This is a genomic window from Enterobacter cloacae complex sp. 394I7 (assembly GCF_057320345.1).
The window spans coordinates 165,762-189,834 of the sequence record NZ_JBXWCR010000001.1 but is presented as its reverse complement, the minus strand read 5'-3'; the positions used below and the strand labels follow the sequence as shown (position 1 = coordinate 189,834).

Sequence of the window (24,073 nt, the reverse complement as noted above, 5' to 3'; positions counted from 1 at the left end):
ACTATTCGGCAATCAGCATTGCACTATTTCCGTTTTATCCCGTAAAACCCTTGCGCGTCCTCCCCCTTTGCGGCATTTTCATAAGCAAGCAACATTACAAAGCAACAGGGTTAACGGAGAAGGTTATGTGTTCAATTTTTGGCGTACTGGATATTAAAACTGACGCAGGCGAACTGCGTAAAAAGGCACTCGAATTGTCCCGCCTGATGCGCCATCGCGGCCCGGACTGGTCCGGCGTTTACGCCAGCGATAAAGCCATCCTGGCACACGAACGTCTGTCCATTGTTGACGTCAACGCCGGCGCGCAGCCGCTGTATAACGAGAAAAAAACACACGCGCTGGCTGTCAACGGTGAAATCTATAACCATCAGGCGCTGCGCGCCGAGTACGGCGACCGTTACGCCTTCCAGACCGGTTCTGACTGTGAAGTGATCCTGGCGCTGTATCAGGAGAAAGGCCCGGAATTCCTCGATGATCTGCAGGGTATGTTTGCCTTCGCCCTGTACGACAGCGAAAAAGATGCCTATCTGATTGGCCGCGACCATATTGGTATTATCCCGCTGTATATGGGTCACGATGAACACGGCAACTTTTATGTCGCCTCAGAAATGAAAGCCCTGGTACCGGTTTGCCGCACCATTAAAGAGTTCCCGGCAGGAAGTTACCTGTGGAGTAAAGACGGCGAGATCCGTCAGTACTATCAGCGCGACTGGTTCGACTATGATGCGGTTAAAGACAACGTGACTGATAAAGCCGAACTGCGTCAGGCGCTGGAAGATTCTGTTAAAAGCCACCTGATGTCAGATGTGCCTTACGGCGTACTGCTCTCCGGCGGGCTGGACTCGTCCGTGATCTCCGCGATCACCAAGAAATTCGCCGCGCGTCGTGTTGAAGATCAGGAACGTTCAGAAGCCTGGTGGCCGCAACTGCACTCCTTTGCTGTGGGCCTGGAAGGCGCACCGGATCTGAAAGCCGCGCAGGAAGTGGCAAACCATCTCGGTACCGTGCACCATGAGATCCACTTCACCGTGCAGGAAGGCCTGGATGCGATCCGCGATGTTATCTACCACATCGAAACCTACGATGTGACCACCATTCGCGCTTCCACGCCGATGTACCTGATGTCGCGTAAGATCAAAGCGATGGGCATTAAGATGGTGCTCTCCGGTGAAGGGTCTGACGAAGTGTTTGGCGGCTACCTCTATTTCCACAAAGCGCCGAACGCAAAAGAGCTGCATGAAGAGACAGTACGTAAACTGCAGGCGCTGCATATGTTTGACTGCGCACGCGCCAACAAAGCAATGTCTGCCTGGGGTGTGGAAGCCCGTGTTCCCTTCCTGGATAAGAAATTCCTCGACGTGGCAATGCGCATCAACCCGCAGGACAAAATGTGCGGCAACGGCAAAATGGAGAAACATATCCTGCGTGAATGTTTCGAATCCTACCTGCCGGCGAGCGTGGCATGGCGTCAGAAAGAGCAGTTCTCTGACGGTGTCGGGTATAGCTGGATCGATACCCTGAAAGAGGTGGCGGCAAAACAGGTTTCCGATCAGCAACTGGAAACCGCGAGCTTCCGCTTCCCGTACAACACACCAGGCTCCAAAGAAGCGTATCTGTACCGTGAAATCTTTGAAGAGTTGTTCCCGGTGCCGAGTGCGGCGGAGTGTGTTCCGGGCGGCCCGTCCGTTGCCTGTTCTTCGGCTAAAGCCATTGAATGGGATGAATCTTTCAAGTCAATGAACGATCCATCAGGACGTGCGGTAGGCGTACACCAGTCTGCCTATAAGTAATCGAAAAGCATCCAATCAGGCCCTGCGGGGCCTGATTTTTTTTGCCCCCTATTTCACTCCCCAAAAACGATAAATAACCAATAATTGCCGAATATTCGGTCACGCTGTTCGCAACCTAACCAAACAGTCACATTCCGGCTATTTTCGTTGAAAAAGGTGTTGACGCTGCAAGGGTCTATACGCATAATGCGCCCCGCAACGCCGATAAGGTAACGCGAAAAAAAGATGGCTACGTAGCTCAGTTGGTTAGAGCACATCACTCATAATGATGGGGTCACAGGTTCGAATCCCGTCGTAGCCACCATCTTTTTTGCGGGAGTGGCGAAATTGGTAGACGCACCAGATTTAGGTTCTGGCGCCGCAAGGTGTGCGAGTTCAAGTCTCGCCTCCCGCACCATTCCCAGGTAAGCGTTGCACGGATGGGGTATCGCCAAGCGGTAAGGCACCGGTTTTTGATACCGGCATTCCCTGGTTCGAATCCAGGTACCCCAGCCATATTTCTTCGATTTTGCGGTTCTCCGCGGTATTGGGGTATCGCCAAGCGGTAAGGCACCGGTTTTTGATACCGGCATTCCCTGGTTCGAATCCAGGTACCCCAGCCATCGAAGATTGCAGTACTGGCTACGTAGCTCAGTTGGTTAGAGCACATCACTCATAATGATGGGGTCACAGGTTCGAATCCCGTCGTAGCCACCAAATTAGTCATCTGTCGAATGATTCGGTAGACGAGAAAAAATTGTTGGGGTATCGCCAAGCGGTAAGGCACCGGATTCTGATTCCGGCATTCCGAGGTTCGAATCCTCGTACCCCAGCCAATTTAAAAAGTCGTTAAGCACATTGTTTAACGCAATTGGGGTGTCGCCAAGCGGTAAGGCTCTGGTTTCTGATACCAGCATTCCGGGGTTCGAATCCCTGCACCCCAGCCACTTAGTAACAAAAAAGCCCGCTCTGCGGGCTTTTTTGTTTTTGTTGGATTATGTACCGCATCCGAAAGCCCTCTCCCGCAGGAGAAGGCCCCAGATTAAAGGCCTAATGCGTACTTCAGCGCCTGACGCTTCAGCCCACCGGCACGTTCCGCCGCCATCAACCCAATGTTACGCAGAATGCGCACCGGACCAAGATCGTTACTGAACCCGGCGTAAAACAGATCCATCCCCGACTGCATGATAAAGTTATCCGCCATACGTCGCGTCTGGTAACGTTTCAGTACCGGATGGCTGGCCCAGGCCTCCGCGTGAGCGCGCGCATTGCCCAGCACATCCAGTAAAGCCTCAACGTCACGGTATCCCAGGTTCACGCCCTGCCCCGCCAGCGGGTGAATGGTGTGTGCCGCATCCCCCACCAGCGCCAGCCCTGCACGGGCATACTGCAATGCATGGCGACGCGTAAGCGGAAACGCCCCGGCGGCAACCGGCATGACGTTGCCCAGACGGCGTGGGAAGTGCTGATGGATCTCTCGCTGCAGCTGCTCCATTGAAAGCCCCTGCAACTGACGAATGCGCGCCGGTTTGTCATACCACACCAGCGACGCCCAGCGATCAAACAACGGTAAAAAAGCATGCGGGCCATTCGGGGTAAAGTGCTGCCAGGTGCTCTCACCCGGGTCATTCTCACACTGCACGGTGATCAGCATGCACGCCTGCTGGTACTGCCAGGCATGAATGCCAATTCCCGCCATTTGCCTGACCTGTGAGTTGGCACCATCCGCTCCGACAACCAGCTTCGTGGCCAGCTCATCACCCTTATCCAGCTCAAGCAAATACCCGCCTTCGTGGGGATGCAGTGCTTTAAGTGACGCCGGGACGCGCAGCGCCACTTTCGGATGCGCCTCCAGGGCTTGCCAGAGCGCCAGCTGGAGGACCGTGTTTTCCACCATATAGCCCAGGCGGGGCAGCTTCAGTTCAGCGGCATCAAACGCGACATGCGCATTCTCCCACTCCCAGGTTTCGAGACGGCTGTAAGGGTGCGCGCGCATCCCGAGCACGGCATCCCAGACGCCCAGCCCGCGCAGCAGATCGACAGAGGCGGCGCTGATAGCTGAAATTCGCACATCCGGCTTTGCCGTCGGGTCAAACGCAACAGGGGCAGCCTGCTCGATAACCGTCACCTCAAATCCCTGCTGCGCCAGCCCCAGCGCGAGTGCGCCGCCGACCATACCGCCGCCGACAACGGCAATTTCGGTTTGTTGGTGAGTCATGGTCAATTATCCTTAATGGTATATACCTTAAGTTTACCGGATTTTTTCGGTCTTGAGGTTGACAACCTTCATACTGGTCACAACCGCAGCAAAGCATTACAATACGCGCCCTGCATTCCTGAGCATGAGCAAGTCGATGACAAAAAAACTCCATATAAAAACCTGGGGCTGTCAGATGAACGAATACGATTCATCCAAGATGGCCGATCTGCTGGATGCCACGCACGGGTATCAACTGACTGACAACGCGAACGAAGCGGACGTGTTGCTGCTCAATACCTGTTCGATCCGTGAGAAGGCGCAGGAGAAGGTGTTCCATCAACTGGGCCGCTGGAAGCTTATCAAACGCAAAAGACCCGATGTGATCATTGGCGTGGGTGGGTGTGTGGCCTCGCAGGAAGGCAAACTGATCCGCCAGCGTGCTCACTATGTTGATATTATTTTTGGCCCGCAGACGCTGCACCGCCTGCCGGAGATGATCAACGCCGTTCGCGAGAATCGCCGCCCGGTGGTTGACGTAAGCTTCCCGGAAATCGAAAAATTTGACCGTCTGCCAGAACCACGCGCGGATGGTCCAACAGCCTACGTCTCCATTATGGAAGGCTGTAACAAGTACTGCACCTATTGTGTCGTACCGTATACTCGCGGCGAAGAAGTGAGCCGTCCGACTGACGACATTCTGTTTGAAGTGGCGCAACTGGCGGCACAGGGTGTGCGTGAAATTCACCTGCTGGGCCAGAACGTCAACGCCTGGCGCGGCGAGAACTACGACGGTACCACCGGCAGCTTTGCAGAACTGCTGCGCCTGGTGGCCGCGATCGACGGCATCGACCGCCTTCGCTTCACCACCAGCCACCCGATGGAATTTACCGATGACATCATTGATGTGTATCGCGATACGCCAGAGCTGGTGAGCTTCCTGCATCTGCCGATTCAGTGCGGTTCCGACCGCGTGCTGAACCTGATGGGACGTCCACATACGGTACTGGAGTACAAATCCATCATCCGCAAGCTGCGTGAAGCCCGTCCTGACATCCAGATTAGCTCCGACTTTATCGTTGGCTTCCCGGGCGAAACCACGGATGACTTTGAGCGCACGATGAAGCTTATTGGCGAAGTGAATTTTGACGTCAGCTACAGCTTTATCTTCTCAGCGCGTCCAGGTACTCCTGCGGCCGATATGGTCGACGATGTGCCGGAAGAAGAGAAAAAGCAGCGTCTGTATATTCTGCAGGAGCGTATCAACCAGCAGGCCAACGCCTGGAGCCGTCGTATGGTCGGCACCGTCCAGCGTATTCTGGTGGAAGGCACTTCCCGTAAGAGCATTATGGAGCTGTCAGGACGCACCGAAAATAACCGCGTCGTGAACTTTGAAGGCACGCCAGACATGGTCGGTAAATTTGTGGACGTGGAGATTGTCGACGTACTGACCAACTCCCTGCGCGCGAAAGTGGTCCGTACCGAAGACGAAATGGGTCTGCGCATCGCACAGTCGCCGGAATCCGTCATGTCCCGCACCCGCAAAGAAAGCGACGCTGGCGTCGGTATTTACCAGCCATAACGCCATCCGGCCTGCCGTTTCGGCAGGCCTTGTATTTCCTCTCATCGCCCCCAATATCTTCCGCAACGCTTGCGCCTTTATTCTATGGCGTGAATAATTTCGGTAATGACCGTTTTATTACGCCAGGTGGCACCGGGTCAGTTAATCAATCAAAGAGGAACAGTTTGAACATAGATACGCGTGAAATTAGCCTTGAGCCAGCAGACAACGCTCGCCTGCTGAGCCTGTGCGGGCCGTTTGATGACAACATCAAACAACTGGAGCGACGTCTGGGTATCGAAATCAATCGTCGCGATAATCATTTCAAACTCACCGGACGCCCTCTCTGCGTCAACGCCGCTGCGGATATTCTGCGTAGCCTGTATGTGGATACCGCCCCAATGCGCGGTGAAATACAGGATATCGAGCCAGAACAGATCCACCTCGCGATCAAAGAGGCGCGCGTGCTTGAGCAAAGCGCAGAAAGTGTGCCGGACTATGGCAAGGCCATCAATATTAAGACCAAACGTGGCGTCATTAAGCCGCGTACGCCAAACCAGGCGCAGTACATCGCCAACATTCTCGACCATGACATCACCTTCGGTGTGGGCCCGGCGGGTACGGGTAAAACCTATCTGGCCGTTGCCGCGGCGGTTGATGCGCTTGAACGCCAGGAGATTCGTCGCATCCTGCTGACCCGTCCGGCGGTGGAAGCGGGTGAAAAACTGGGCTTCCTGCCAGGCGATCTGAGCCAGAAGGTTGACCCTTACCTTCGTCCGTTATACGACGCACTGTTCGAGATGCTCGGCTTTGAGAAAGTTGAGAAGCTGATTGAGCGTAACGTGATTGAAGTTGCCCCGCTCGCCTATATGCGCGGCCGTACGCTGAATGATGCATTCATTATTCTCGATGAAAGCCAGAACACCACCATCGAACAGATGAAAATGTTCCTGACACGTATCGGCTTTAACTCAAAAGCGGTCATTACCGGTGACGTCACGCAGATTGACCTGCCGCGCAGCACCAAATCGGGTCTGCGCCATGCCATTGAAGTGCTGGCCGACGTCGACGAAATCAGCTTTAACTTCTTCCACAGCGAAGACGTGGTCCGTCACCCGGTTGTGGCGCGCATCGTTAACGCTTATGAAGCATGGGAAGAAGCAGATCAGAAGCGTAAGGCCGAACTGGCCGCAGAACGTAAGCGCGAAGCGCAGGAGCAAGAACAAAAATGAGTCAGGTGATCCTCGATTTACAACTGGCATGTGACGATAATTCCGGCTTGCCAGAAGAGGCGCAGTTTCAGACATGGCTGGATGCGGTTATCCCCCCGTTTCAGGAAGAATCAGAAGTCACGATTCGTCTGGTGGATGAAGCCGAAAGCCATGAGCTTAACCTGACCTACCGCGGGAAAGATAAGCCGACCAACGTGCTCTCTTTCCCCTTCGAAGCCCCACCGGGAATTGAGATGCCGCTGCTGGGCGATCTGATCATCTGCCGCCAGGTCGTGGAACAGGAAGCTAAAGAGCAGCAAAAACCGCTGGAAGCCCACTGGGCGCATATGGTGGTACACGGTAGCCTGCATCTGCTCGGCTACGACCATATTGAAGATGACGAAGCGGAAGAGATGGAGTCCCTCGAGACAGAGATAATGCTTGCTCTGGGCTATGAGGATCCGTACATTGCCGAGAAAGAATAGTCAGTCGACCGACTGACTAACATGCCGCCGCGTAGGGAAATAGCGCGGCGGTAAACGTTGAACTAACAAGAGAACCCTTAACAAACGCCATGAGCGACGACAATTCACACAGTAGCGACACGACAAACACCAAAAAGGGATTTTTCTCCCTCATTCTGAACCAGCTTTTCCACGGCGAACCTAAAAACCGTGACGAACTGCTGGAGCTGATTCGTGATTCCGGGCAAAACGACCTTATCGATGAAGATACGCGCGAAATGCTCGAAGGGGTAATGGACATCGCCGACCAGCGCGTTCGCGACATCATGATCCCCCGCTCGCAGATGATCACCCTGAAACGTAACCAGCCTCTGGACGAGTGCCTCGATGTGATCATCGAATCCGCACACTCGCGTTTCCCGGTCATCAGCGAAGACAAAGATCACATTGAAGGGATTTTGATGGCGAAAGATCTGCTGCCGTTTATGCGCAGCGATGCCGAAGCCTTCAGCATGGAAAAAGTGTTACGCCAGGCCGTGGTTGTGCCGGAAAGTAAACGTGTGGATCGGATGCTGAAAGAGTTTCGCTCTCAGCGCTACCACATGGCGATTGTTATTGATGAATTTGGTGGCGTTTCCGGTCTCGTCACGATCGAAGATATCCTTGAGCTGATCGTGGGCGAAATCGAAGATGAGTATGACGAAGAAGAAGATATCGACTTCCGTCAGCTTAGCCGTCACACCTGGACCGTTCGCGCGCTGGCCTCGATTGAGGACTTTAACGACGCCTTTAGTACCCATTTCAGCGATGAAGAGGTCGATACTATTGGCGGGCTGGTGATGCAGGCCTTTGGCCACCTTCCGGCACGCGGCGAGACCGTTGACATCGACGGTTACCAGTTCAAAGTGGCAATGGCCGACAGCCGACGTATTATACAGGTTCATGTCAGAACGCCGGACGACTCACCGGTGCCAAAACTGGAAGATTAATGTAAATGGCATTTGCCCCATTACTTGAACGCCAGCGCGTACGTCTGCTGCTGGCGCTGTTACTCGGAGCCAGCGGAACGCTGGCTTTTTCTCCTTACGATATCTGGCCTGCAGCCATTCTCTCCCTGATGGGACTTCAGGGTTTAACCCTGAATCGTCGTCCCGTCCAGGCGGCAGCGATTGGCTACTTCTGGGGACTGGGGCTGTTTGGCTCCGGCATCAACTGGGTCTATGTCAGCATCGCCCAGTTTGGCGGTATGCCAGGACCCGTTAACGTCTTCCTCGTGGTGCTGCTGGCCGCTTATCTCTCGCTCTATACCGGCCTGTTCGCGGGTATCCTTTCTCGCCTGTGGCCAAAAACCACCTGGCTGCGCGTTGCCATTGCTGCGCCGGTTGTCTGGCAAATTACCGAGTTCCTTCGCGGCTGGGTACTGACTGGCTTCCCGTGGCTGCAGTTCGGTTACAGTCAGATTGATGGCCCGCTAAAGGGGCTTGCTCCGGTAATGGGCGTTGAAGCGATTAACTTCCTGTTGATGGTGGTGAGCGGACTGCTGGTCCTGGCGCTGGTCACACGTAGCTGGAAGACGCTGGTCGTGGCGCTGGTGTTGTTTGCCCTGCCTTTCCCACTGCGTTATATCCAGTGGTACAGCCTGGTGCCAGAGCGCACCACGCAGGTTTCAATGGTGCAGGGGAATATCCCTCAGTCAATGAAATGGGACGAGAAAGAGCTGCTGAACACGCTGAAGATCTACGCTAACGCCACCGAGGCGGTCATGGGTAAATCGCAGCTCATCATCTGGCCAGAGTCGGCGATTCCGGATCTGGAAATTAACCAGCAGCCGTTCCTGAACATGATGAACGATCTACTGCTGGCTCGCGGCAGTACGCTGGTTACCGGGATTGTCGATGCGCGTCTGAATCAGCAGAACCGCTATGACACCTACAACACCATCATTACGCTGGGTAAAGACAGCGAATACAGCTACAACTCCACTGACCGGTATAACAAGAATCACCTGGTACCGTTTGGCGAATTTGTACCGCTGGAGTCCATTCTGCGCCCGTTAGCACCGTTCTTTGACCTGCCGATGTCCTCATTCAGCCGTGGCCCGTACGTTCAGCCCCAGCTGCATGCGCACGGTTTTGCCCTGACAGCGGCCATCTGCTACGAAATTATCCTCGGCGAGCAGGTGCGCGATAACTTCCGTCCGGACACTGACTTCCTGCTGACTATCTCCAACGATGCCTGGTTTGGCAAGTCGATTGGCCCGTGGCAGCATTTCCAGATGGCGCGGATGCGCTCCCTGGAGCTGGCGCGCCCGCTGCTGCGTAGCACCAACAATGGCATAACCGCCGTGATTGGCCCGCAGGGCGAAATCCAGGCCATGATCCCGCAGTTCACCCGTGAAGTGCTGACGACCAACGTCACGCCTGCGACGGGCCTGACGCCTTATGCCCGCACCGGCAACTGGCCGCTGTGGATCCTGACCGCGCTGTTCGGATTTGGCGCGGTGCTGATGAGCTTGCGTCAGCGTCGTCGATAATTTCCCCTCTCTTCCCCTCTCCCGTTGGGAGAGGGTATTTCTGGCACGTCTCTTGCTTTATTTCCCCACGTAAACGCAGTTTGGCTTAACGTGCAACTTCGTCGCACCAGCGTAGATCACCGGTAGCACCGAAACGGTGCAACGAGAGATATTTGCCTCTGATTGGTGCGGCGCGCTTCGCAAAAATAAACAATAACGCAGCAAAATCTTTACATTAAGCCAGACTAAATGTTAACAAGCTTGCATAACACTGCACTCGCATAGCGCGAGATATAACAACATCACAATGGGTATCAATGCGTCACTGGCGCTGATAAGAAAGGAGTTGGGTATGCAATTACGTAAACTGGCCACAGCAATGCTGGTTATGGGGATGTCGGCAAGCGTCGTTCACGCTGAAGATGCTCCGGCTGCCGGGAGCACTCTCGACAAGATTGCCAAAAACGGCGTGATCGTGGTCGGCCACCGTGAATCTTCTGTCCCGTTCTCTTACTACGACAACACGCAAAAAGTCGTGGGCTATTCACAGGATTACTCCAACGCTATCGTTGAAGCTGTGAAGAAAAAGCTGAACAAACCTGACCTGCAGGTGAAGCTGATTCCAATCACTTCACAAAACCGTATTCCACTGCTGCAAAACGGCACGTTCGATTTTGAGTGCGGTTCCACCACCAACAACCTTGAGCGTCAGAAACAGGCTGCCTTCTCTGACACCATCTTCGTCGTGGGCACCCGCCTGCTGACCAAGAAAGGCGGCGAGATCAAAGACTTTGCGGACCTGAAAGGTAAAGCCGTTGTTGTTACCTCCGGTACCACTTCCGAAGTGTTGCTGCACAAGCTGAACGACGAGAAGAAAATGGATATGCGCATCATCAGCGCGAAAGATCATGGCGACTCTTTCCGTACCCTGGAAAGTGGCCGTGCTGTGGCGTTTATGATGGATGATGCCCTGCTGGCAGGCGAACGTGCAAAAGCGAAGAAACCAGACAACTGGGATATCGTCGGCACGGCGCAATCTAAAGAAGCGTACGGCTGTATGCTGCGTAAAGACGATCCGCAGTTCAAGAAGCTGATCGATGACACCATCGCTCAGGTTCAGACCTCCGGTGAAGCGGAAAAATGGTTCGATAAATGGTTCAAGAACCCGATTCCACCCAAAAATCTTAACATGAACTTCGAACTGTCTGACGACATGAAAGCGCTGTTCAAATCACCAAACGACAAGGCTCTTAACTAATTAGAACAACAGGGGCGGGATCTCCTGCCCTCTCGATTGTCGGGAAGCATGGACAGACTATACGTTGAGTGGTCGTTCCCCACTCAGCGCGAAAAATGAGCTTCTCACCAATCTTCGAGGGTAGCGCTGCTACCCTTTTTTTTCTGGAGTTTATTATGTCAATAGACTGGAACTGGGGCATATTCCTGCAACAAGCCCCGTTCGGCAACACCACCTATCTTGGCTGGCTGTGGAGCGGTTTTCAGGTTACCGTCGCCTTATCGATCACGGCGTGGATTATCGCGTTTCTTGTCGGTTCACTGTTCGGTATTTTGCGCACCGTGCCTAACCGTTTTCTCTCATCTCTCGGCACCCTGTATGTGGAACTGTTCCGTAACGTTCCGCTGATTGTGCAATTTTTCACCTGGTATCTGGTCGTCCCGGAACTGCTGCCGGAAAATATTGGCATGTGGTTTAAGTCGGAACTGGATCCGAACGTGCAGTTCTTTGTCTCCTCCATGCTCTGCCTGGGGCTCTTCACCGCCGCGCGCGTTTGCGAGCAGGTGCGTGCCGCCATTCAGTCACTGCCGCGCGGACAAAAAAATGCTGGCCTGGCGATGGGCCTGACGCTGCCACAAACTTACCGCTATGTACTGCTGCCTAACGCTTACCGCGTCATTGTTCCACCGATGACGTCTGAGATGATGAACCTGGTGAAAAACTCGGCCATCGCCTCGACCATCGGTCTGGTGGATATGGCCGCACAGGCGGGCAAGCTGCTGGATTATTCCGCCCACGCGTGGGAATCCTTCACAGCGATCACACTCGCCTATGTTCTGATTAACACTTTCATCATGCTGGTGATGAACCTGGTTGAACGCAAAATCCGCCTGCTGGGCAATCTGGGGGGCAAATAATGTACGAATTTGACTGGAGTTCTATCGTTCCATCCATGCCTTACCTGCTGGATGGCCTGCTGATCACCTTAAAAATCACCGTGATTGCTATTGTGGTGGGTATCGTCTGGGGCACCCTGCTGGCGGTCATGCGCCTGTCGGCCTTTAAACCGTTCGCCTGGTTTGCCACGGCCTACGTTAACGTTTTCCGCTCCATTCCCCTGGTGATGGTACTGCTGTGGTTTTACCTGATTGTTCCCGGCTTTCTGCAAAACGTGCTGGGGCTGTCGCCGAAAACCGATATCCGCCTGATCTCCGCGATGGTCGCGTTCTCAATGTTTGAGGCTGCTTACTATTCAGAGATTATCCGAGCGGGTATTCAGAGTATTTCCCGTGGGCAGTCCAGCGCCGCGCTGGCGCTGGGGATGACGCACTGGCAATCCATGCAGCTCATTATTCTGCCGCAGGCGTTTCGCGCCATGGTTCCCCTCCTGCTGACCCAGGGCATCGTACTGTTCCAGGATACCTCTTTGGTCTACGTATTGAGCCTGGCAGACTTCTTCCGTACCGCGTCTACCATCGGTGAACGTGACGGTACGCAGGTCGAAATGGTGCTCTTCGCGGGTGGCGTCTATTTTGTGATTAGTTTAAGCGCGTCGCTGTTGGTCAGCTGGCTGAAGAAAAGGACTGTATAATGATTTCCCTGAAAAATGTTTCTAAATGGTATGGGCACTTTCAGGTGCTGACCGACTGCTCAACCGAAGTGAAAAAAGGTGACGTGGTGGTGGTATGTGGGCCATCCGGCTCCGGTAAATCCACGCTGATCAAAACCGTTAACGGCCTGGAGCCGGTGCAGCAAGGTGAGATCCTCGTCAATGGCACCAAAGTCAATGACAGGAAAACCAACCTTGCTCAGCTGCGTTCCCACGTCGGCATGGTGTTCCAGCACTTTGAGCTGTTTCCGCACCTCTCCATTATCGAGAACCTGACGCTGGCGCAGGTAAAAGTGCTGAAACGCGATAAAAAGCTCGCGCGCGATAAAGGTCTGAAGCTGCTGGAACGCGTGGGGCTCTCTGCGCATGCTGATAAATTCCCGGCGCAGCTCTCTGGCGGTCAGCAGCAGCGTGTGGCTATTGCCCGTGCCCTGTGTATGGATCCGGTCGCCATGCTGTTTGATGAACCGACTTCCGCTCTCGATCCCGAGATGATCAACGAAGTGCTGGACGTAATGGTTGAGCTGGCGCACGAAGGGATGACGATGATGGTGGTGACCCACGAAATGGGCTTTGCCCGCAAAGTGGCGAACCGCGTGATCTTCATGGACGAAGGGAAGATTGTTGAAGACTCGCCGAAAGAAGAGTTCTTCGCCAATCCAAAATCCGAGCGAGCAAAAGACTTCCTCGCCAAAATCCTGCACTAATCTCCCCGGTGCGCAATCTGCGGATTGCGCACTGCTTCACGCTTTAACTCTCTTCTTCTCGTCGGCGTCACATTGCAGCGTTAACCTTGTCACAAAATAATGCTACGTATGGAGCACGCTATGGCACAACCTATCCTTCTCGATTGCGACCCGGGTCATGATGACGCGATCGCCCTCGTCCTTGCACTTGCCTCCCCTGAACTGGACGTCAAAGCCGTTACGTCCTCTGCCGGAAACCAGACCCCGGAGAAAACGCTGCGTAACGTCCTGCGTATGCTGACGTTGCTCAAACGCACCGATATACCGGTCGCCGGCGGTGCCATCAAACCACTCATGCGCGATCTGATCATTGCCGACAACGTGCACGGTGAAAGTGGGCTGGATGGCCCGGCACTGCCCGAACCGGGGTTTGAAGCGCAACCCTGCACCGCCGTAGAGTTGATGGCGAAAGTGCTGCGTGAAAGCGCGGAACCGGTCACGCTGGTGGCCACCGGCCCGCAAACCAACGTTGCGCTGCTGCTGAACAGCCATCCGGAATTGCACAGTAAAATCGCCCGAATCGTGATCATGGGCGGCGCAATGGGACTCGGGAACTGGACGCCAGCGGCGGAGTTCAACATTTTTGTCGATCCGGAAGCCGCAGAGATTGTCTTCCAGTCTGGCCTGCCGATTGTTATGGCCGGCCTGGACGTCACCCATCGCGCACAAATAATGGCGCACGACATTGCGCGCTTTCGTGCCATTGGCAACCCGGTAGCGACAACCGTCGCAGAATTGCTGGACTTCTTTATGGCGTATCACAAAGCCGAGAAATGGGGTTTTCACGGCGCGCCGCTGCACGATCCGTGCACCATTGCCTGGCTGCTCAAACCGGAGATGTTTACCACGGTAGAACGGTGGGTAGGCGTGGAAACCCAGGGAAAATACACTCAGGGTATGACGGTGGTGGACTACTATTCGCTGACGGGCAATCAACCCAACACCACGCTGATGGTGGATATTGACCGGGAAGCGTTCGTGGGTTTGCTGGCGGAAAGACTCAACTATTACAGCCAGGCCCGGTAAGCGAAGGCCACCGGGCATGATAGACTGCTCTGCGGCCTGATGCCCTCCCCCTGGCCTGCAGGGAGAGGGCGGCTTTTACTTAGGGCTCAAACGGCCGACGCTGGAACTGATCGTGTCCACACTTTGGACACAGCGGCAACACATCCGGCGTATAGACTGCAATGTGGTGATGGCATTTCTCGCACACCAGATTCCCCAGTCCGACCACTTCTCCGCTGTGATAGACCCCGTGGTGGTTGAGGTCCTGAAAGACTTCACGCCACTCCAGCTGCGTTTTATCGGTGATATCCGCCAGCTCCTGCCACAGGCTTTCTTTAATTACCCGCATAAAAACGCTGTCGGTAACCTCGTTCTGACTCTCTTCGTAGCTTCGCGCAAACTCTTCCAGGTCGCGGCGTACGGCGCGCGTCACCTCTTCCACTTCGGTTCGCGTTAACTCACCCGTTTGCGTCACGCGGGCCCGCGCCTGTTCCACCAGCGCATCGATATCACGCTCGCCGTTACGCAGCCGTTCCGTCAGTGTTGTCACCAGTTCTCGGTAAAATTGAGCAACCTTGTTCATCATTTTGCCTCCCGGGTAAGTAACTGACTCTAATAATAGACCTTATTTCGCCACCGCTTTGCCAGGTGAACCACAGACCCGACAAATTCCTCACGCGTGCATTTGTGCGAAAGGCTGTTTTGGCGCGGGCGTTTGGGCTATGCTATGCGGATCTGAATTACCACATCCATTGGCTACATTTGTAGCTGTATTGAAAACAGGACCACTGGCTGCCATGCAAGAGCAATACCGCCCGGAAGAGATAGAATCAAAAGTCCAGCAACACTGGGACGAGAAGCGCACCTTTGAAGTAACCGAAGACGAGAGCAAAGAGAAGTATTACTGCCTGTCGATGCTTCCCTATCCTTCTGGTCGACTACACATGGGCCACGTGCGTAACTACACCATTGGTGATGTGATTGCCCGCTACCAGCGTATGCTCGGCAAAAACGTCCTGCAGCCAATCGGCTGGGATGCGTTTGGTCTGCCTGCAGAAGGCGCGGCGGTCAAAAACAACACGGCACCTGCCCCGTGGACGTACGACAACATCGCGTACATGAAAAACCAGCTCAAAATGCTGGGCTTTGGCTATGACTGGAGCCGCGAGCTGGCGACCTGCACCCCGGAATACTACCGCTGGGAGCAGAAATTCTTCACCGAGCTGTACAAAAAAGGCCTGGTGTATAAGAAGACCTCTGCCGTTAACTGGTGCCCGAACGACCAGACCGTACTGGCGAACGAGCAGGTTATCGACGGCTGCTGCTGGCGTTGTGATACCAAAGTTGAGCGTAAAGAGATCCCACAGTGGTTTATCAAAATCACCGCCTACGCTGACGAGCTGCTGAACGATCTGGATAATCTGGATCACTGGCCTGATACCGTCAAGACCATGCAGCGTAACTGGATCGGCCGTTCAGAAGGCGTGGAGATCACCTTCAACGTTGAGAACGACGATCGGACCTTGACCGTCTACACTACCCGTCCGGACACCTTCATGGGTGCGACCTATCTGGCCGTGGCCGCTGGTCACCCGCTGGCGCAGAAAGCCGCGGAAAACAACCCGGAACTGGCGGCCTTCATCGACGAGTGCCGCAACACCAAAGTGGCCGAAGCCGACATGGCGACGATGGAGAAGAAAGGCGTTGATACCGGCTTTAAGGCCATCCATCCACTGACGGGCGAAGCAATCCCTGTCTGGGCAGCCAACTTCGTGCTGATGGAGTACGGTACGGGCGCCGTCATGGCCGTTCCAGGCCACGATCAGCGTGACTACGAATTTGCCACCAAATATGGCCTGACCATCAAGCCTGTCATCCTCGCGGCTGACGGTTCTGAGCCAGACCTCTCCGCACAAGCCCTGACCGAAAAAGGCACCCTGTTCAACTCGGGTGAATTCAGCGGTCTGAGCTTTGAAGATGGCTTCAACGCGATTGCCGACAAGTTAGCGTCGCTGGGCGTCGGTGAGCGTAAAGTCAACTACCGCCTGCGCGACTGGGGTGTCTCTCGCCAGCGCTACTGGGGAGCACCTATCCCAATGGTGACGCTGGAAGATGGTACCGTGATGCCAACGCCAGAAGATCAACTCCCGGTGATCCTGCCGGAAGATGTGATCATGGACGGTATCACCAGCCCAATCAAAGCCGATCCTGAGTGGGCAAAAACGACCGTTAACGGCCAGCCAGCGCTGCGTGAAACTGACACCTTTGATACCTTTATGGAATCGTCATGGTACTACGCGCGTTACACCTGCCCGCAGTATCAGGAAGGCATGCTGGATTCCGATGCAGCAAACTACTGGCTGCCTGTGGACATCTACATCGGTGGTATTGAACACGCCATCATGCACCTGCTCTACTTCCGCTTCTTCCACAAGCTGATGCGTGACGCAGGCATGGTCAACTCTGACGAACCAGCAAAACAGCTGCTGTGTCAGGGAATGGTGCTGGCCGATGCCTTCTACTACGTCGGGGCGAACGGCGAGCGTAACTGGGTGTCTCCGGTTGACGCGATCGTTGAGCGCGACGAGAAAGGCCGTATCGTGAAGGCGAAAGACACCGAAGGTCATGAACTGGTTTATACCGGCATGAGCAAGATGTCGAAGTCTAAAAACAACGGCATCGACCCTCAGGTGATGGTTGAGCGTTACGGCGCAGATACCGTGCGTCTGTTTATGATGTTTGCCTCTCCGGCTGACATGACCCTGGAATGGCAGGAATCGGGCGTTGAAGGGGCTAACCGCTTCCTGAAGCGTGTCTGGAAACTGGTTTATGAGCACACCTCTCAGGGTGATGCTCCGGCAGTGAACGTCGCGGCACTGACTGAAGATCAGCAGGCGCTGCGTCGTGATGTTCATAAAACGATTGCAAAAGTGACCGATGATATTGGTCGTCGTCAGACCTTCAATACCGCAATTGCGGCTATTATGGAACTGATGAACAAGCTGGCAAAAGCCCCGCAGGATGGCGAGCAGGATCGTGCCTTAATGCGTGAAGCGCTGCTGGCCGTCGTTCGCATGTTGAACCCGTTCACCCCGCACGTCAGCTTCACCCTCTGGCAGGAGCTGAAAGGCGAAGGCGATATCGACAACGCACCGTGGCCAGTGGCTGACGAATCCGCGATGGTGGAAAACACCACGCTGGTTGTGGTCCAGGTTAACGGCAAAGTTCGCGGTAAAATTACCGTGGCGGTCGATGCTACCGAAGAACAGGTTCGCGAACGCGCAGGCCAGGAACATCTGGTTGCGAAATATCTTGAGGGCGTTACCGTACGTAAAGTGATCTACGTACCGGGTAAATTGCTGAATCTGGTCGTTGGCTAAGCGCGGGAGGAAACGTGCGACAACTGGCAACAATACTCTTATCTCTGGCGGTGCTTGTCACCGCTGGTTGTGGCTGGCATCTGCGCAATACCACGGCAGTGCCTGCTGAAATGAAAACGATGATTTTCGACTCATCGGATCCGAATGGTCCACTCAGCCGGGCAATTCGAAACCAGCTGCGGCTTAACGATGTTGAGTTGATTGAGAAAGGGACGTTACGTCAGGATGTTCCATCCCTGCGCGTTCTGGGCTCAACCTTAGCCAAAGACACGGCGTCCATTTTCCAGGACGGCCGTACCGCGGAGTATCAGATGGTACTGTCGGTTAATGCCGCCGTTCTGATCCCGGGTAAAGACATCTACCCAATCAGCACGAAAGTGTACCGTTCGTTCTTCGATAACCCGCAGACGGCTCTGGCAAAAGACGCCGAGCAGCAGATTATCATTAACGAAATGTACGATAAGGCCGCAGAGCAGCTGATCCGTAAGCTGCCGGGCGTTGCCGCGTCAACGAAACAGGGTTCTGACATCATCGAAAAACCGGATGCCACCACGCCTCCTGTTTCTGCCTCCATGGGTAACTGATGATCAGGCTGTATCCTGAACAACTCCGCGCGCAGCTCAATGAAGGGCTGCGCGCGGCGTATCTGCTTCTCGGAAACGATCCGTTATTACTTCAGGAAAGCCTGGATGCCGTCCGACAGGCGGCGGCCGCTCAGGGCTTTGATGAACACCACACCGTCCAGCTGGATAACAACACCGACTGGAATGCCCTCTTCTCGCTTTGCCAGGCGATGAGCCTCTTCGCATCGCGCCAGACCATCCAGATCCTGCTACCGGAGAATGGCCCTAACGCGGCCATCAATGAACAGCTGGCAACGCTGGTCAGTCTGCTGCACAGCGATCTGCTGTTTATTGTGCGCGGCAACAAGCTCACCAAAGCGCAGGAAAACGCGGCCTGGTTTACCCAGCTCGCGGCCAATGCGGTTATGGTGACCTGTCAGACGCCTGAGCAAGCCCATCTGCCAAAATGGGTCGCGACAAGAGCGAAGCAAAACAATCTTCAGCTGGACGACGCCGCAAACCAGCTTCTCTGCTACTGCTATGAAGGCAACCTGCTGGCACTGGCGCAGGCGCTGGACAGGCTCTCCCTGCTCTGGCCAGACGGTAAGCTGACACTGCCACGCGTGGAGCAGGCCGTTAACGATGCCGCGCACTTTACGCCCTTCCACTGGGTGGATGCACTGCTGGCAGCGAAAAGCAAACGCGCCCTGCATATACTGCAACAGCTGCGTCTGGAAGGTAGCGAACCGGTTATTTTGCTGCGCACTCTTCAGCGTGAATTATTACTGCTGATTACCCTCAAGCGTCAGTCTGCACATACGCCATTACGTTCGCTGTTTGATAAACATCGGGTGTGGCAAAACCGTCGGGCGATGACCACCGAGGCCATCAACCGCCTGAGTCATGAACAGCTGCGTCAGGCCGTGCAGCTTCTGATGCGCGCTGAGCTTACGTTGAAACAAGATTATGGTCAGTCGGTCTGGGCGGAGCTGGAAAGTCTCTCTTTGCTGCTCTGCCATAAGGCGCTGGCAGACGTATTTATCGATGGATAGTATGCATTCTTTACAGGCCCTGTACGGTGGTACCTTCGACCCGGTCCATTACGGACATCTGAAGCCGGTTGAAATTCTGGCGAATCTGATCGGCCTTCAGCGCGTAATCATCATGCCCAATAATGTGCCGCCACACCGTCCGCAACCTGAGGCGAGCAGCGAGCAGAGAAAAGAGATGCTCGCTCTGGCCATCGCGGATAAACCGCTTTTTAGCCTTGATGAGCGAGAACTGCGCCGCGACACACCGTCCTGGACGTCGCAAACGCTGCAGGAGTGGCGAGCGGAGCAAGGGCCGGACACGCCGCTGGCCTTTATTATTGGTCAGGACTCCCTGCTCAATTTTCCCACCTGGCACCAGTATGAAACGATCCTGGAAAACAGCCACCTGCTTGTCTGTCGCCGTCCGGGCTATCCGCTGACCATGCGAAAAGAGCAGTATCAGCAGTGGCTTGAGGCGCATCTCACAGACAATATTGAAGACTTGCACAACCAGCCTGCCGGGAAGATTTATCTGGCAGAGACGCCGTGGTTCGATATTTCTGCGACCCTCATTCGCGAGCGTCTGCAGCAGGGATTAGCCTGTGACGATCTGCTGCCATCAGCTGTGCTGGACTACATTCACGCGCATGGGTTGTATCAGAAAAGCGCAGACGCATAGCGGGGGCGCATGAAAAAGCGGCGTAATGATTATCCTGCCTTGACAGGTTAAGCCATACTGTTATCCTCCGCTGCCAGACTTTCCCGCCGATCATTGCTTTACAGAAATTGTTTTACAAAAATGGCGATGCAATCTCAGGCGGAGGGTGGGATGATACCCGCCTTCAAAAGCCCGGCCGGAGACATTTGTCCCGACACTGGCGTCAGTTCAGGTATACTGTCTGGCCACGAATTCATAGTTATACAATCTCATTCACCCCAGGGGGAAAACTTGCAGGGTAAAGCACTCCAGGATTTTGTTATCGACAAAATTGATGACCTGAAAGGTCAGGACATCATCGCTATCGACGTTAAGGGTAAATCCAGCATCACCGACTGCATGATTATCTGCACCGGTACTTCAACGCGTCATGTTGTTTCGATTGCCGACCACGTTGTTCAGGAATCGCGTGCAGCAGGCCTGTTACCGCTTGGCGTTGAAGGCGAAGCGACCGCTGACTGGGTGGTTGTCGATCTCGGCGATGTGATTGTCCATGTCATGCAGGAAGAGAGCCGTCGCCTGTATGAACTGGAAAAACTCTGGGGTTAATGCGTGAAGTTGCAACTGGTCGCCGTCGGCACCAAAATGCCGGACTGGGTACAAACCGGTTTTACTGAATATCTGCGTCGTTTTCCAAAAGACATGCCGTTCGAACTGGTGGAAATTCCCGCCGGGAAACGCGGCAAGAACGCCGATATCAAACGTATTCTCGATAAAGAGGGAGAGCTGATGCTGGCTGCCGCAGGCAAAAACCGCATCGTCACCCTCGATATTCCAGGTAAACCCTGGGATACGCCGCAGCTGGCGCACGAACTGGAGCGCTGGAAGCAGGATGGTCGTGACGTCAGTCTGTTGATTGGCGGGCCTGAAGGGTTATCTCCTGCCTGCAAAGCGGCGGCAGAACAAAGTTGGTCTCTCTCCGCGCTGACGCTTCCCCACCCGCTCGTTCGGGTACTGGTGGCAGAAAGCCTGTATCGCGCGTGGAGCATTACTACCAACCACCCATATCACCGCGAGTAGTGACTGACCAGGGTAGATTAAGCAGCGGATGAAACTACAGAATTCTTTTCGCGACTATACGGCTGAGTCCGCGCTGTTTGTGCGCCGGGCGCTGGTCGCCTTTACGGGGATTTTGCTGCTTACCGGCGTGCTGATCGCCAACCTCTATAATCTGCAAATTGTCCGCTTTACCGATTATCAGACGCGTTCAAACGAAAACCGTATCAAGCTGGTGCCCATCGCGCCCAGCCGCGGCATTATCTACGACCGTAACGGCACTCCGCTGGCGTTAAACCGCACCATTTATCAAATCGAAATGATGCCGGAAAAAGTCGATAATGTGCAGGATACGCTTGAAGCGCTAAAAGGCGTTGTCGATCTGACCGACGATGATATCGCCGCGTTCAAAAAAGAGCGAGCCCGCTCCCACCGTTTCACCTCAATCCCGGTTAAAACGAACCTGACGGAAGTCCAGGTGGCCCGCTTTGCCGTGAACCAGTATCGTTTTCCCGGCGTGGAAGTGAAAGGTTACAAGCGTCGCTACTACCCTTACGGTTCCGCACTGACGCATGTCATTGGTTACGTTTCCAAGATCAACGATAAAGACGTTGAACGCCTCGATAAAGACGGCAAACTGGCGAACTACGCGGCGACGCACGATATCGGTAAGCTGGGGATCGAACGCTACTACGAAGATGTCCTGCACGGGCAGACCGGCTATGAAGAGGTTGAAGTTAACAACCGTGGCCGCGTCATTCGCCAGCTCAAAGAAGTGCCACCGCAGGCGGGGCATGACGTCTACCTGACGCTCGACCTCAAGCTGCAGCAGTATATTGAAACCCTACTGGCGGGCAGCCGTGCTGCCGTTGTCGTCACCGATCCGCGTTCCGGCGGCATTCTGGCGATGGTGTCCATGCCAAGCTACGACCCGAACCTCTTTGTCGATGGTATCTCCAGCAAAGACTATTCCGGTCTGCTCAATGACCCGAATACACCGCTGGTGAACCGCGCCACACAAGGGGTTTACCCGCCAGCGTCAACGGTAAAACCGTACGTGGCGGTCTCTGCGCTGAGCGCGGGCGTCATCAACCGCAATACCAGTCTGTTTGACCCGGGCTGGTGGCAATTACCAGGCTCTGAAAAACGCTATCGCGACTGGAAAAAATGGGGTCATGGTCACCTCAACGTCACCAAATCGCTGGAAGAGTCTGCGGATACCTTCTTCTACCAGGTTGCGTATGACATGGGCATTGACCGCCTGTCAGAGTGGATGAGCAAATTCGGCTATGGACATTACACCGGCGTTGACCTTTCAGAAGAACGTTCCGGTAACATGCCAACCCGTGAGTGGAAGCTGAAGCGCTTTAAGAAGCCGTGGTATCAGGGTGATACCATTCCGGTGGGTATCGGTCAGGGCTACTGGACGGCGACCCCGATTCAGATGAACAAAGCGATGATGATCCTCATCAACGATGGCGTAGTGAAAGTTCCGCACCTGCTGCAAAGTACGGTTGAAGACGGCAAAAAAGTGCCGTGGATCCAGCCGCATGAAGCCCCGGTGGGTGACATTCATTCCGGTTACTGGGAAATTGCTAAAGACGGTATGTACGGCGTGGCGAACCGCCCTAACGGGACCGCACATAAGTATTTCGCCGGCACACCGTATAAAGTGGCCGCCAAATCCGGTACTGCGCAGGTCTTCGGTCTGAAAGCCAATGAAACCTATAACGCGCACCGTATTGCTGAACGTCTGCGTGACCATAAGCTGATGACGGCCTTTGCCCCTTATGATAACCCGCAGGTTGCGGTGGCGATGATTCTGGAAAACGGCGGTGCAGGTCCGGCCGTGGGGACCATCATGCGCCAGATCCTCGACCACATTATGCTGGGTGATAACAACACCGAACTGCCGGCTGAAAACCCGGCCGCCGCTGCGGCGGAGGACCAATAATCATGACGGATAATCCAAATAAAAAATCGCTGTGGGATAAAATCCACATCGACCCAGCCATGCTGCTGATCCTGCTGGCTCTGCTGGTTTACAGCGCCCTGGTTATCTGGAGCGCCAGCGGCCAGGACATCGGCATGATGGAGCGCAAAATCGGCCAGATCGCGATGGGTCTGGTCATTATGGTGGTCATGGCGCAGATCCCGCCGCGGGTCTATGAAGGCTGGGCACCGTATCTGTACATATTCTGTATTGTGCTGCTGGTTGCGGTAGATGCCTTTGGGGCCATCTCTAAAGGCGCGCAGCGCTGGCTGGATCTGGGCGTTGTCCGCTTCCAGCCCTCTGAAATAGCCAAAATAGCGGTTCCCTTGATGGTGGCGCGTTTTATTAACCGTGACGTCTGCCCGCCTTCGCTGAAAAATACCGCCATTGCGCTGGTGCTGATTTTCCTGCCGACGCTGCTGGTTGCGGCGCAGCCTGACCTCGGCACCTCGATTCTTATCGCCCTCTCCGGCCTGTTTGTCCTGTTCCTGTCGGGTTTAAGCTGGCGTCTGATTGGCATTGCAGTCGTGCTGGTGGCAGCATTCATCCCGATTCTCTGGTTCTTCCTGATGCATGATTACCAGCGACAACGCGTCATGATGCTGCTCGATCCGGAAACCGATCCGCTGGGTGCGGGCTATCATATTATTCAGTCCAAGATTGCGATCGGTTCCGGCGGCCTGCGCGGTAAAGGCTGGCTGCACGGCACCCAGTCCCAGCTGGAGTTCTTACCGGAACGCCACACCGACTTTATCTTTGCGGTTCTGGCGGAAGAGCTGGGCCTGGTTGGCATCCTGATTCTGCTGGCGCTGTATGTGCTGTTGATCATGCGAGGGCTGTGGATCGCCGCACGTGCGCAAACCACGTTTGGCCGCGTGATGGCAGGCGGGTTGATGCTGATTTTATTCGTTTATGTCTTCGTAAATATTGGTATGGTGAGTGGTATTCTGCCGGTTGTTGGCGTCCCGCTCCCGCTGGTGAGCTACGGAGGCTCGGCACTGATCGTGTTGATGGCCGGGTTTGGTATCGTGATGTCGATCCATACCCACAGAAAAATGTTGTCAAAAAGCGTATAAAAATA

The 24,073-nt window shown here is 54.7% G+C and carries 21 protein-coding genes and 7 tRNA genes; 26 read left to right on the top strand and 2 right to left on the bottom strand.

Annotated elements, in window-relative coordinates; genetic code table 11:
• Window positions 1-125: 125 nt before the first annotated feature.
• The 8 genes from asnB to AC2FAP_RS00875 all read left to right on the top strand — a co-directional run bounded on the left by asnB (window position 126) and on the right by AC2FAP_RS00875 (window position 2,716).
• Window positions 126-1,790, top strand: coding sequence for an asparagine synthase B (asnB, locus tag AC2FAP_RS00910; RefSeq protein WP_010428626.1), 1,665 nt, complete (start codon window positions 126-128; stop codon window positions 1,788-1,790).
• A 227-nt stretch (window positions 1,791-2,017) separates the two neighbouring features.
• Window positions 2,018-2,094: transfer RNA gene (locus AC2FAP_RS00905), tRNA-Met, on the top strand.
• Window positions 2,095-2,102: 8 nt separating this feature from the next.
• Window positions 2,103-2,187: transfer RNA gene (locus tag AC2FAP_RS00900), tRNA-Leu, on the top strand.
• Window positions 2,188-2,210: 23 nt separating this feature from the next.
• Window positions 2,211-2,285, top strand: a tRNA-Gln gene (locus tag AC2FAP_RS00895).
• A 32-nt stretch (window positions 2,286-2,317) separates the two neighbouring features.
• Window positions 2,318-2,392: transfer RNA gene (locus tag AC2FAP_RS00890), tRNA-Gln, on the top strand.
• A 17-nt stretch (window positions 2,393-2,409) separates the two neighbouring features.
• Window positions 2,410-2,486: transfer RNA gene (locus AC2FAP_RS00885), tRNA-Met, on the top strand.
• Between the two features lie 44 nt (window positions 2,487-2,530).
• Window positions 2,531-2,605: transfer RNA gene (locus AC2FAP_RS00880), tRNA-Gln, on the top strand.
• A 36-nt stretch (window positions 2,606-2,641) separates the two neighbouring features.
• A tRNA-Gln gene (locus AC2FAP_RS00875) sits at window positions 2,642-2,716 on the top strand.
• Between the two features lie 95 nt (window positions 2,717-2,811).
• Here AC2FAP_RS00875 and ubiF read toward each other — a convergent pair.
• On the bottom strand, window positions 2,812-3,987 hold the full coding sequence (ubiF, locus tag AC2FAP_RS00870; protein WP_331705702.1) for a 3-demethoxyubiquinol 3-hydroxylase: 1,176 nt from the start codon (window positions 3,985-3,987) through the stop codon (window positions 2,812-2,814).
• 136 nt (window positions 3,988-4,123) lie between these two features.
• On the opposite strand from ubiF, the gene miaB reads away from it, so the two are divergent.
• The 10 genes from miaB (at window position 4,124) to rihA (ending at window position 14,332) form a co-directional block, all read left to right on the top strand.
• Window positions 4,124-5,548: a tRNA (N6-isopentenyl adenosine(37)-C2)-methylthiotransferase MiaB gene (gene miaB / locus AC2FAP_RS00865; RefSeq protein ID WP_020884986.1), complete on the top strand. Its 1,425-nt coding sequence runs from the start codon at window positions 4,124-4,126 to the stop codon at window positions 5,546-5,548.
• 164 nt (window positions 5,549-5,712) lie between these two features.
• Complete coding sequence (locus AC2FAP_RS00860; protein WP_020884987.1) at window positions 5,713-6,759, top strand: PhoH family protein; 1,047 nt, start codon at window positions 5,713-5,715, stop codon at window positions 6,757-6,759.
• Window positions 6,756-7,223: an rRNA maturation RNase YbeY gene (gene ybeY / locus AC2FAP_RS00855; protein WP_040016936.1), complete on the top strand. Its 468-nt coding sequence runs from the start codon at window positions 6,756-6,758 to the stop codon at window positions 7,221-7,223. Before AC2FAP_RS00860 ends, ybeY begins: the two co-directional genes overlap by 4 nt.
• 89 nt (window positions 7,224-7,312) lie before the next feature.
• Entirely contained in the window at window positions 7,313-8,191 is an 879-nt protein-coding gene (corC, locus tag AC2FAP_RS00850; RefSeq protein ID WP_020884989.1) for a CNNM family magnesium/cobalt transport protein CorC, read from the top strand.
• A 5-nt stretch (window positions 8,192-8,196) separates the two neighbouring features.
• Complete coding sequence (lnt, locus tag AC2FAP_RS00845) at window positions 8,197-9,735, top strand: apolipoprotein N-acyltransferase (RefSeq protein WP_214580683.1); 1,539 nt, start codon at window positions 8,197-8,199, stop codon at window positions 9,733-9,735.
• A gap of 331 nt (window positions 9,736-10,066) precedes the next feature.
• Window positions 10,067-10,972 carry an amino acid ABC transporter substrate-binding protein gene (locus tag AC2FAP_RS00840; RefSeq protein ID WP_020884991.1) on the top strand — a complete coding sequence of 302 codons (906 nt, stop codon included), beginning with the start codon at window positions 10,067-10,069 and terminating at the stop codon, window positions 10,970-10,972.
• A 155-nt stretch (window positions 10,973-11,127) separates the two neighbouring features.
• Complete coding sequence (locus tag AC2FAP_RS00835; RefSeq protein ID WP_449541407.1) at window positions 11,128-11,868, top strand: amino acid ABC transporter permease; 741 nt, start codon at window positions 11,128-11,130, stop codon at window positions 11,866-11,868.
• Complete coding sequence (gltK, locus tag AC2FAP_RS00830; RefSeq protein WP_014169128.1) at window positions 11,868-12,542, top strand: glutamate/aspartate ABC transporter permease GltK; 675 nt, start codon at window positions 11,868-11,870, stop codon at window positions 12,540-12,542. Before AC2FAP_RS00835 ends, gltK begins: the two co-directional genes overlap by 1 nt.
• A complete protein-coding gene (locus tag AC2FAP_RS00825; RefSeq protein ID WP_014169127.1) occupies window positions 12,542-13,267 on the top strand; it encodes an amino acid ABC transporter ATP-binding protein in 726 nt (241 codons plus the stop codon). Before gltK ends, AC2FAP_RS00825 begins: the two co-directional genes overlap by 1 nt.
• 120 nt (window positions 13,268-13,387) lie before the next feature.
• Window positions 13,388-14,332 (top strand): pyrimidine-specific ribonucleoside hydrolase RihA, encoded by a 945-nt coding sequence (gene rihA, locus AC2FAP_RS00820; RefSeq protein ID WP_047955230.1) that lies wholly within the window; start codon window positions 13,388-13,390, stop codon window positions 14,330-14,332.
• Between the two features lie 79 nt (window positions 14,333-14,411).
• Here the strand turns inward: rihA and AC2FAP_RS00815 are convergent, their stop codons facing one another.
• Entirely contained in the window at window positions 14,412-14,894 is a 483-nt protein-coding gene (locus AC2FAP_RS00815) for a zinc ribbon-containing protein (RefSeq protein ID WP_025204671.1), read from the bottom strand.
• A 214-nt stretch (window positions 14,895-15,108) separates the two neighbouring features.
• Here AC2FAP_RS00815 and leuS point away from each other — a divergent pair, with 214 nt between their 5' ends.
• From leuS to mrdB, 8 genes are all read left to right on the top strand, one after another.
• Window positions 15,109-17,691 (top strand): leucine--tRNA ligase, encoded by a 2,583-nt coding sequence (leuS, locus tag AC2FAP_RS00810; protein ID WP_485452812.1) that lies wholly within the window; start codon window positions 15,109-15,111, stop codon window positions 17,689-17,691.
• Between the two features lie 14 nt (window positions 17,692-17,705).
• Window positions 17,706-18,275: an LPS assembly lipoprotein LptE gene (gene lptE / locus AC2FAP_RS00805; RefSeq protein ID WP_020884995.1), complete on the top strand. Its 570-nt coding sequence runs from the start codon at window positions 17,706-17,708 to the stop codon at window positions 18,273-18,275.
• A complete protein-coding gene (gene holA, locus AC2FAP_RS00800; protein WP_040016926.1) occupies window positions 18,275-19,306 on the top strand; it encodes a DNA polymerase III subunit delta in 1,032 nt (343 codons plus the stop codon). The genes lptE and holA overlap by 1 nt, the downstream gene beginning before the upstream one ends.
• Window positions 19,299-19,964, top strand: a complete 666-nt coding sequence (nadD, locus tag AC2FAP_RS00795; RefSeq protein ID WP_032670621.1) for a nicotinate-nucleotide adenylyltransferase — start codon at window positions 19,299-19,301, stop codon at window positions 19,962-19,964. The genes holA and nadD overlap by 8 nt, the downstream gene beginning before the upstream one ends.
• A 270-nt stretch (window positions 19,965-20,234) precedes the next feature.
• Window positions 20,235-20,552, top strand: a complete 318-nt coding sequence (rsfS, locus tag AC2FAP_RS00790; RefSeq protein ID WP_003858696.1) for a ribosome silencing factor — start codon at window positions 20,235-20,237, stop codon at window positions 20,550-20,552.
• Between the two features lie 3 nt (window positions 20,553-20,555).
• Window positions 20,556-21,023: a 23S rRNA (pseudouridine(1915)-N(3))-methyltransferase RlmH gene (gene rlmH / locus AC2FAP_RS00785; RefSeq protein ID WP_003858701.1), complete on the top strand. Its 468-nt coding sequence runs from the start codon at window positions 20,556-20,558 to the stop codon at window positions 21,021-21,023.
• Window positions 21,024-21,051: 28 nt separating this feature from the next.
• Window positions 21,052-22,953 carry a peptidoglycan DD-transpeptidase MrdA gene (gene mrdA, locus AC2FAP_RS00780; RefSeq protein WP_014169119.1) on the top strand — a complete coding sequence of 634 codons (1,902 nt, stop codon included), beginning with the start codon at window positions 21,052-21,054 and terminating at the stop codon, window positions 22,951-22,953.
• A gap of 2 nt (window positions 22,954-22,955) precedes the next feature.
• Window positions 22,956-24,068: a peptidoglycan glycosyltransferase MrdB gene (gene mrdB / locus AC2FAP_RS00775; RefSeq protein WP_014169118.1), complete on the top strand. Its 1,113-nt coding sequence runs from the start codon at window positions 22,956-22,958 to the stop codon at window positions 24,066-24,068.
• The last annotated feature ends 5 nt before the right edge of the window (window positions 24,069-24,073 follow it).

Coding starts and splice junctions, on each gene's coding strand:
- asnB (WP_010428626.1), top strand. CDS start 126: ATGTGTTCAATTTTTGGCGTACTGGATATTAAAACTGACGCAGGCGAA.
- ubiF (WP_331705702.1), bottom strand. CDS start 3,987: ATGACTCACCAACAAACCGAAATTGCCGTTGTCGGCGGCGGTATGGTC.
- miaB (WP_020884986.1), top strand. CDS start 4,124: ATGACAAAAAAACTCCATATAAAAACCTGGGGCTGTCAGATGAACGAA.
- ybeY (WP_040016936.1), top strand. CDS start 6,756: ATGAGTCAGGTGATCCTCGATTTACAACTGGCATGTGACGATAATTCC.
- corC (WP_020884989.1), top strand. CDS start 7,313: ATGAGCGACGACAATTCACACAGTAGCGACACGACAAACACCAAAAAG.
- lnt (WP_214580683.1), top strand. CDS start 8,197: ATGGCATTTGCCCCATTACTTGAACGCCAGCGCGTACGTCTGCTGCTG.
- AC2FAP_RS00840 (WP_020884991.1), top strand. CDS start 10,067: ATGCAATTACGTAAACTGGCCACAGCAATGCTGGTTATGGGGATGTCG.
- AC2FAP_RS00835 (WP_449541407.1), top strand. CDS start 11,128: ATGTCAATAGACTGGAACTGGGGCATATTCCTGCAACAAGCCCCGTTC.
- gltK (WP_014169128.1), top strand. CDS start 11,868: ATGTACGAATTTGACTGGAGTTCTATCGTTCCATCCATGCCTTACCTG.
- AC2FAP_RS00825 (WP_014169127.1), top strand. CDS start 12,542: ATGATTTCCCTGAAAAATGTTTCTAAATGGTATGGGCACTTTCAGGTG.
- rihA (WP_047955230.1), top strand. CDS start 13,388: ATGGCACAACCTATCCTTCTCGATTGCGACCCGGGTCATGATGACGCG.
- AC2FAP_RS00815 (WP_025204671.1), bottom strand. CDS start 14,894: ATGAACAAGGTTGCTCAATTTTACCGAGAACTGGTGACAACACTGACG.
- leuS (WP_485452812.1), top strand. CDS start 15,109: ATGCAAGAGCAATACCGCCCGGAAGAGATAGAATCAAAAGTCCAGCAA.
- holA (WP_040016926.1), top strand. CDS start 18,275: ATGATCAGGCTGTATCCTGAACAACTCCGCGCGCAGCTCAATGAAGGG.
- nadD (WP_032670621.1), top strand. CDS start 19,299: ATGGATAGTATGCATTCTTTACAGGCCCTGTACGGTGGTACCTTCGAC.
- mrdA (WP_014169119.1), top strand. CDS start 21,052: ATGAAACTACAGAATTCTTTTCGCGACTATACGGCTGAGTCCGCGCTG.
- mrdB (WP_014169118.1), top strand. CDS start 22,956: ATGACGGATAATCCAAATAAAAAATCGCTGTGGGATAAAATCCACATC.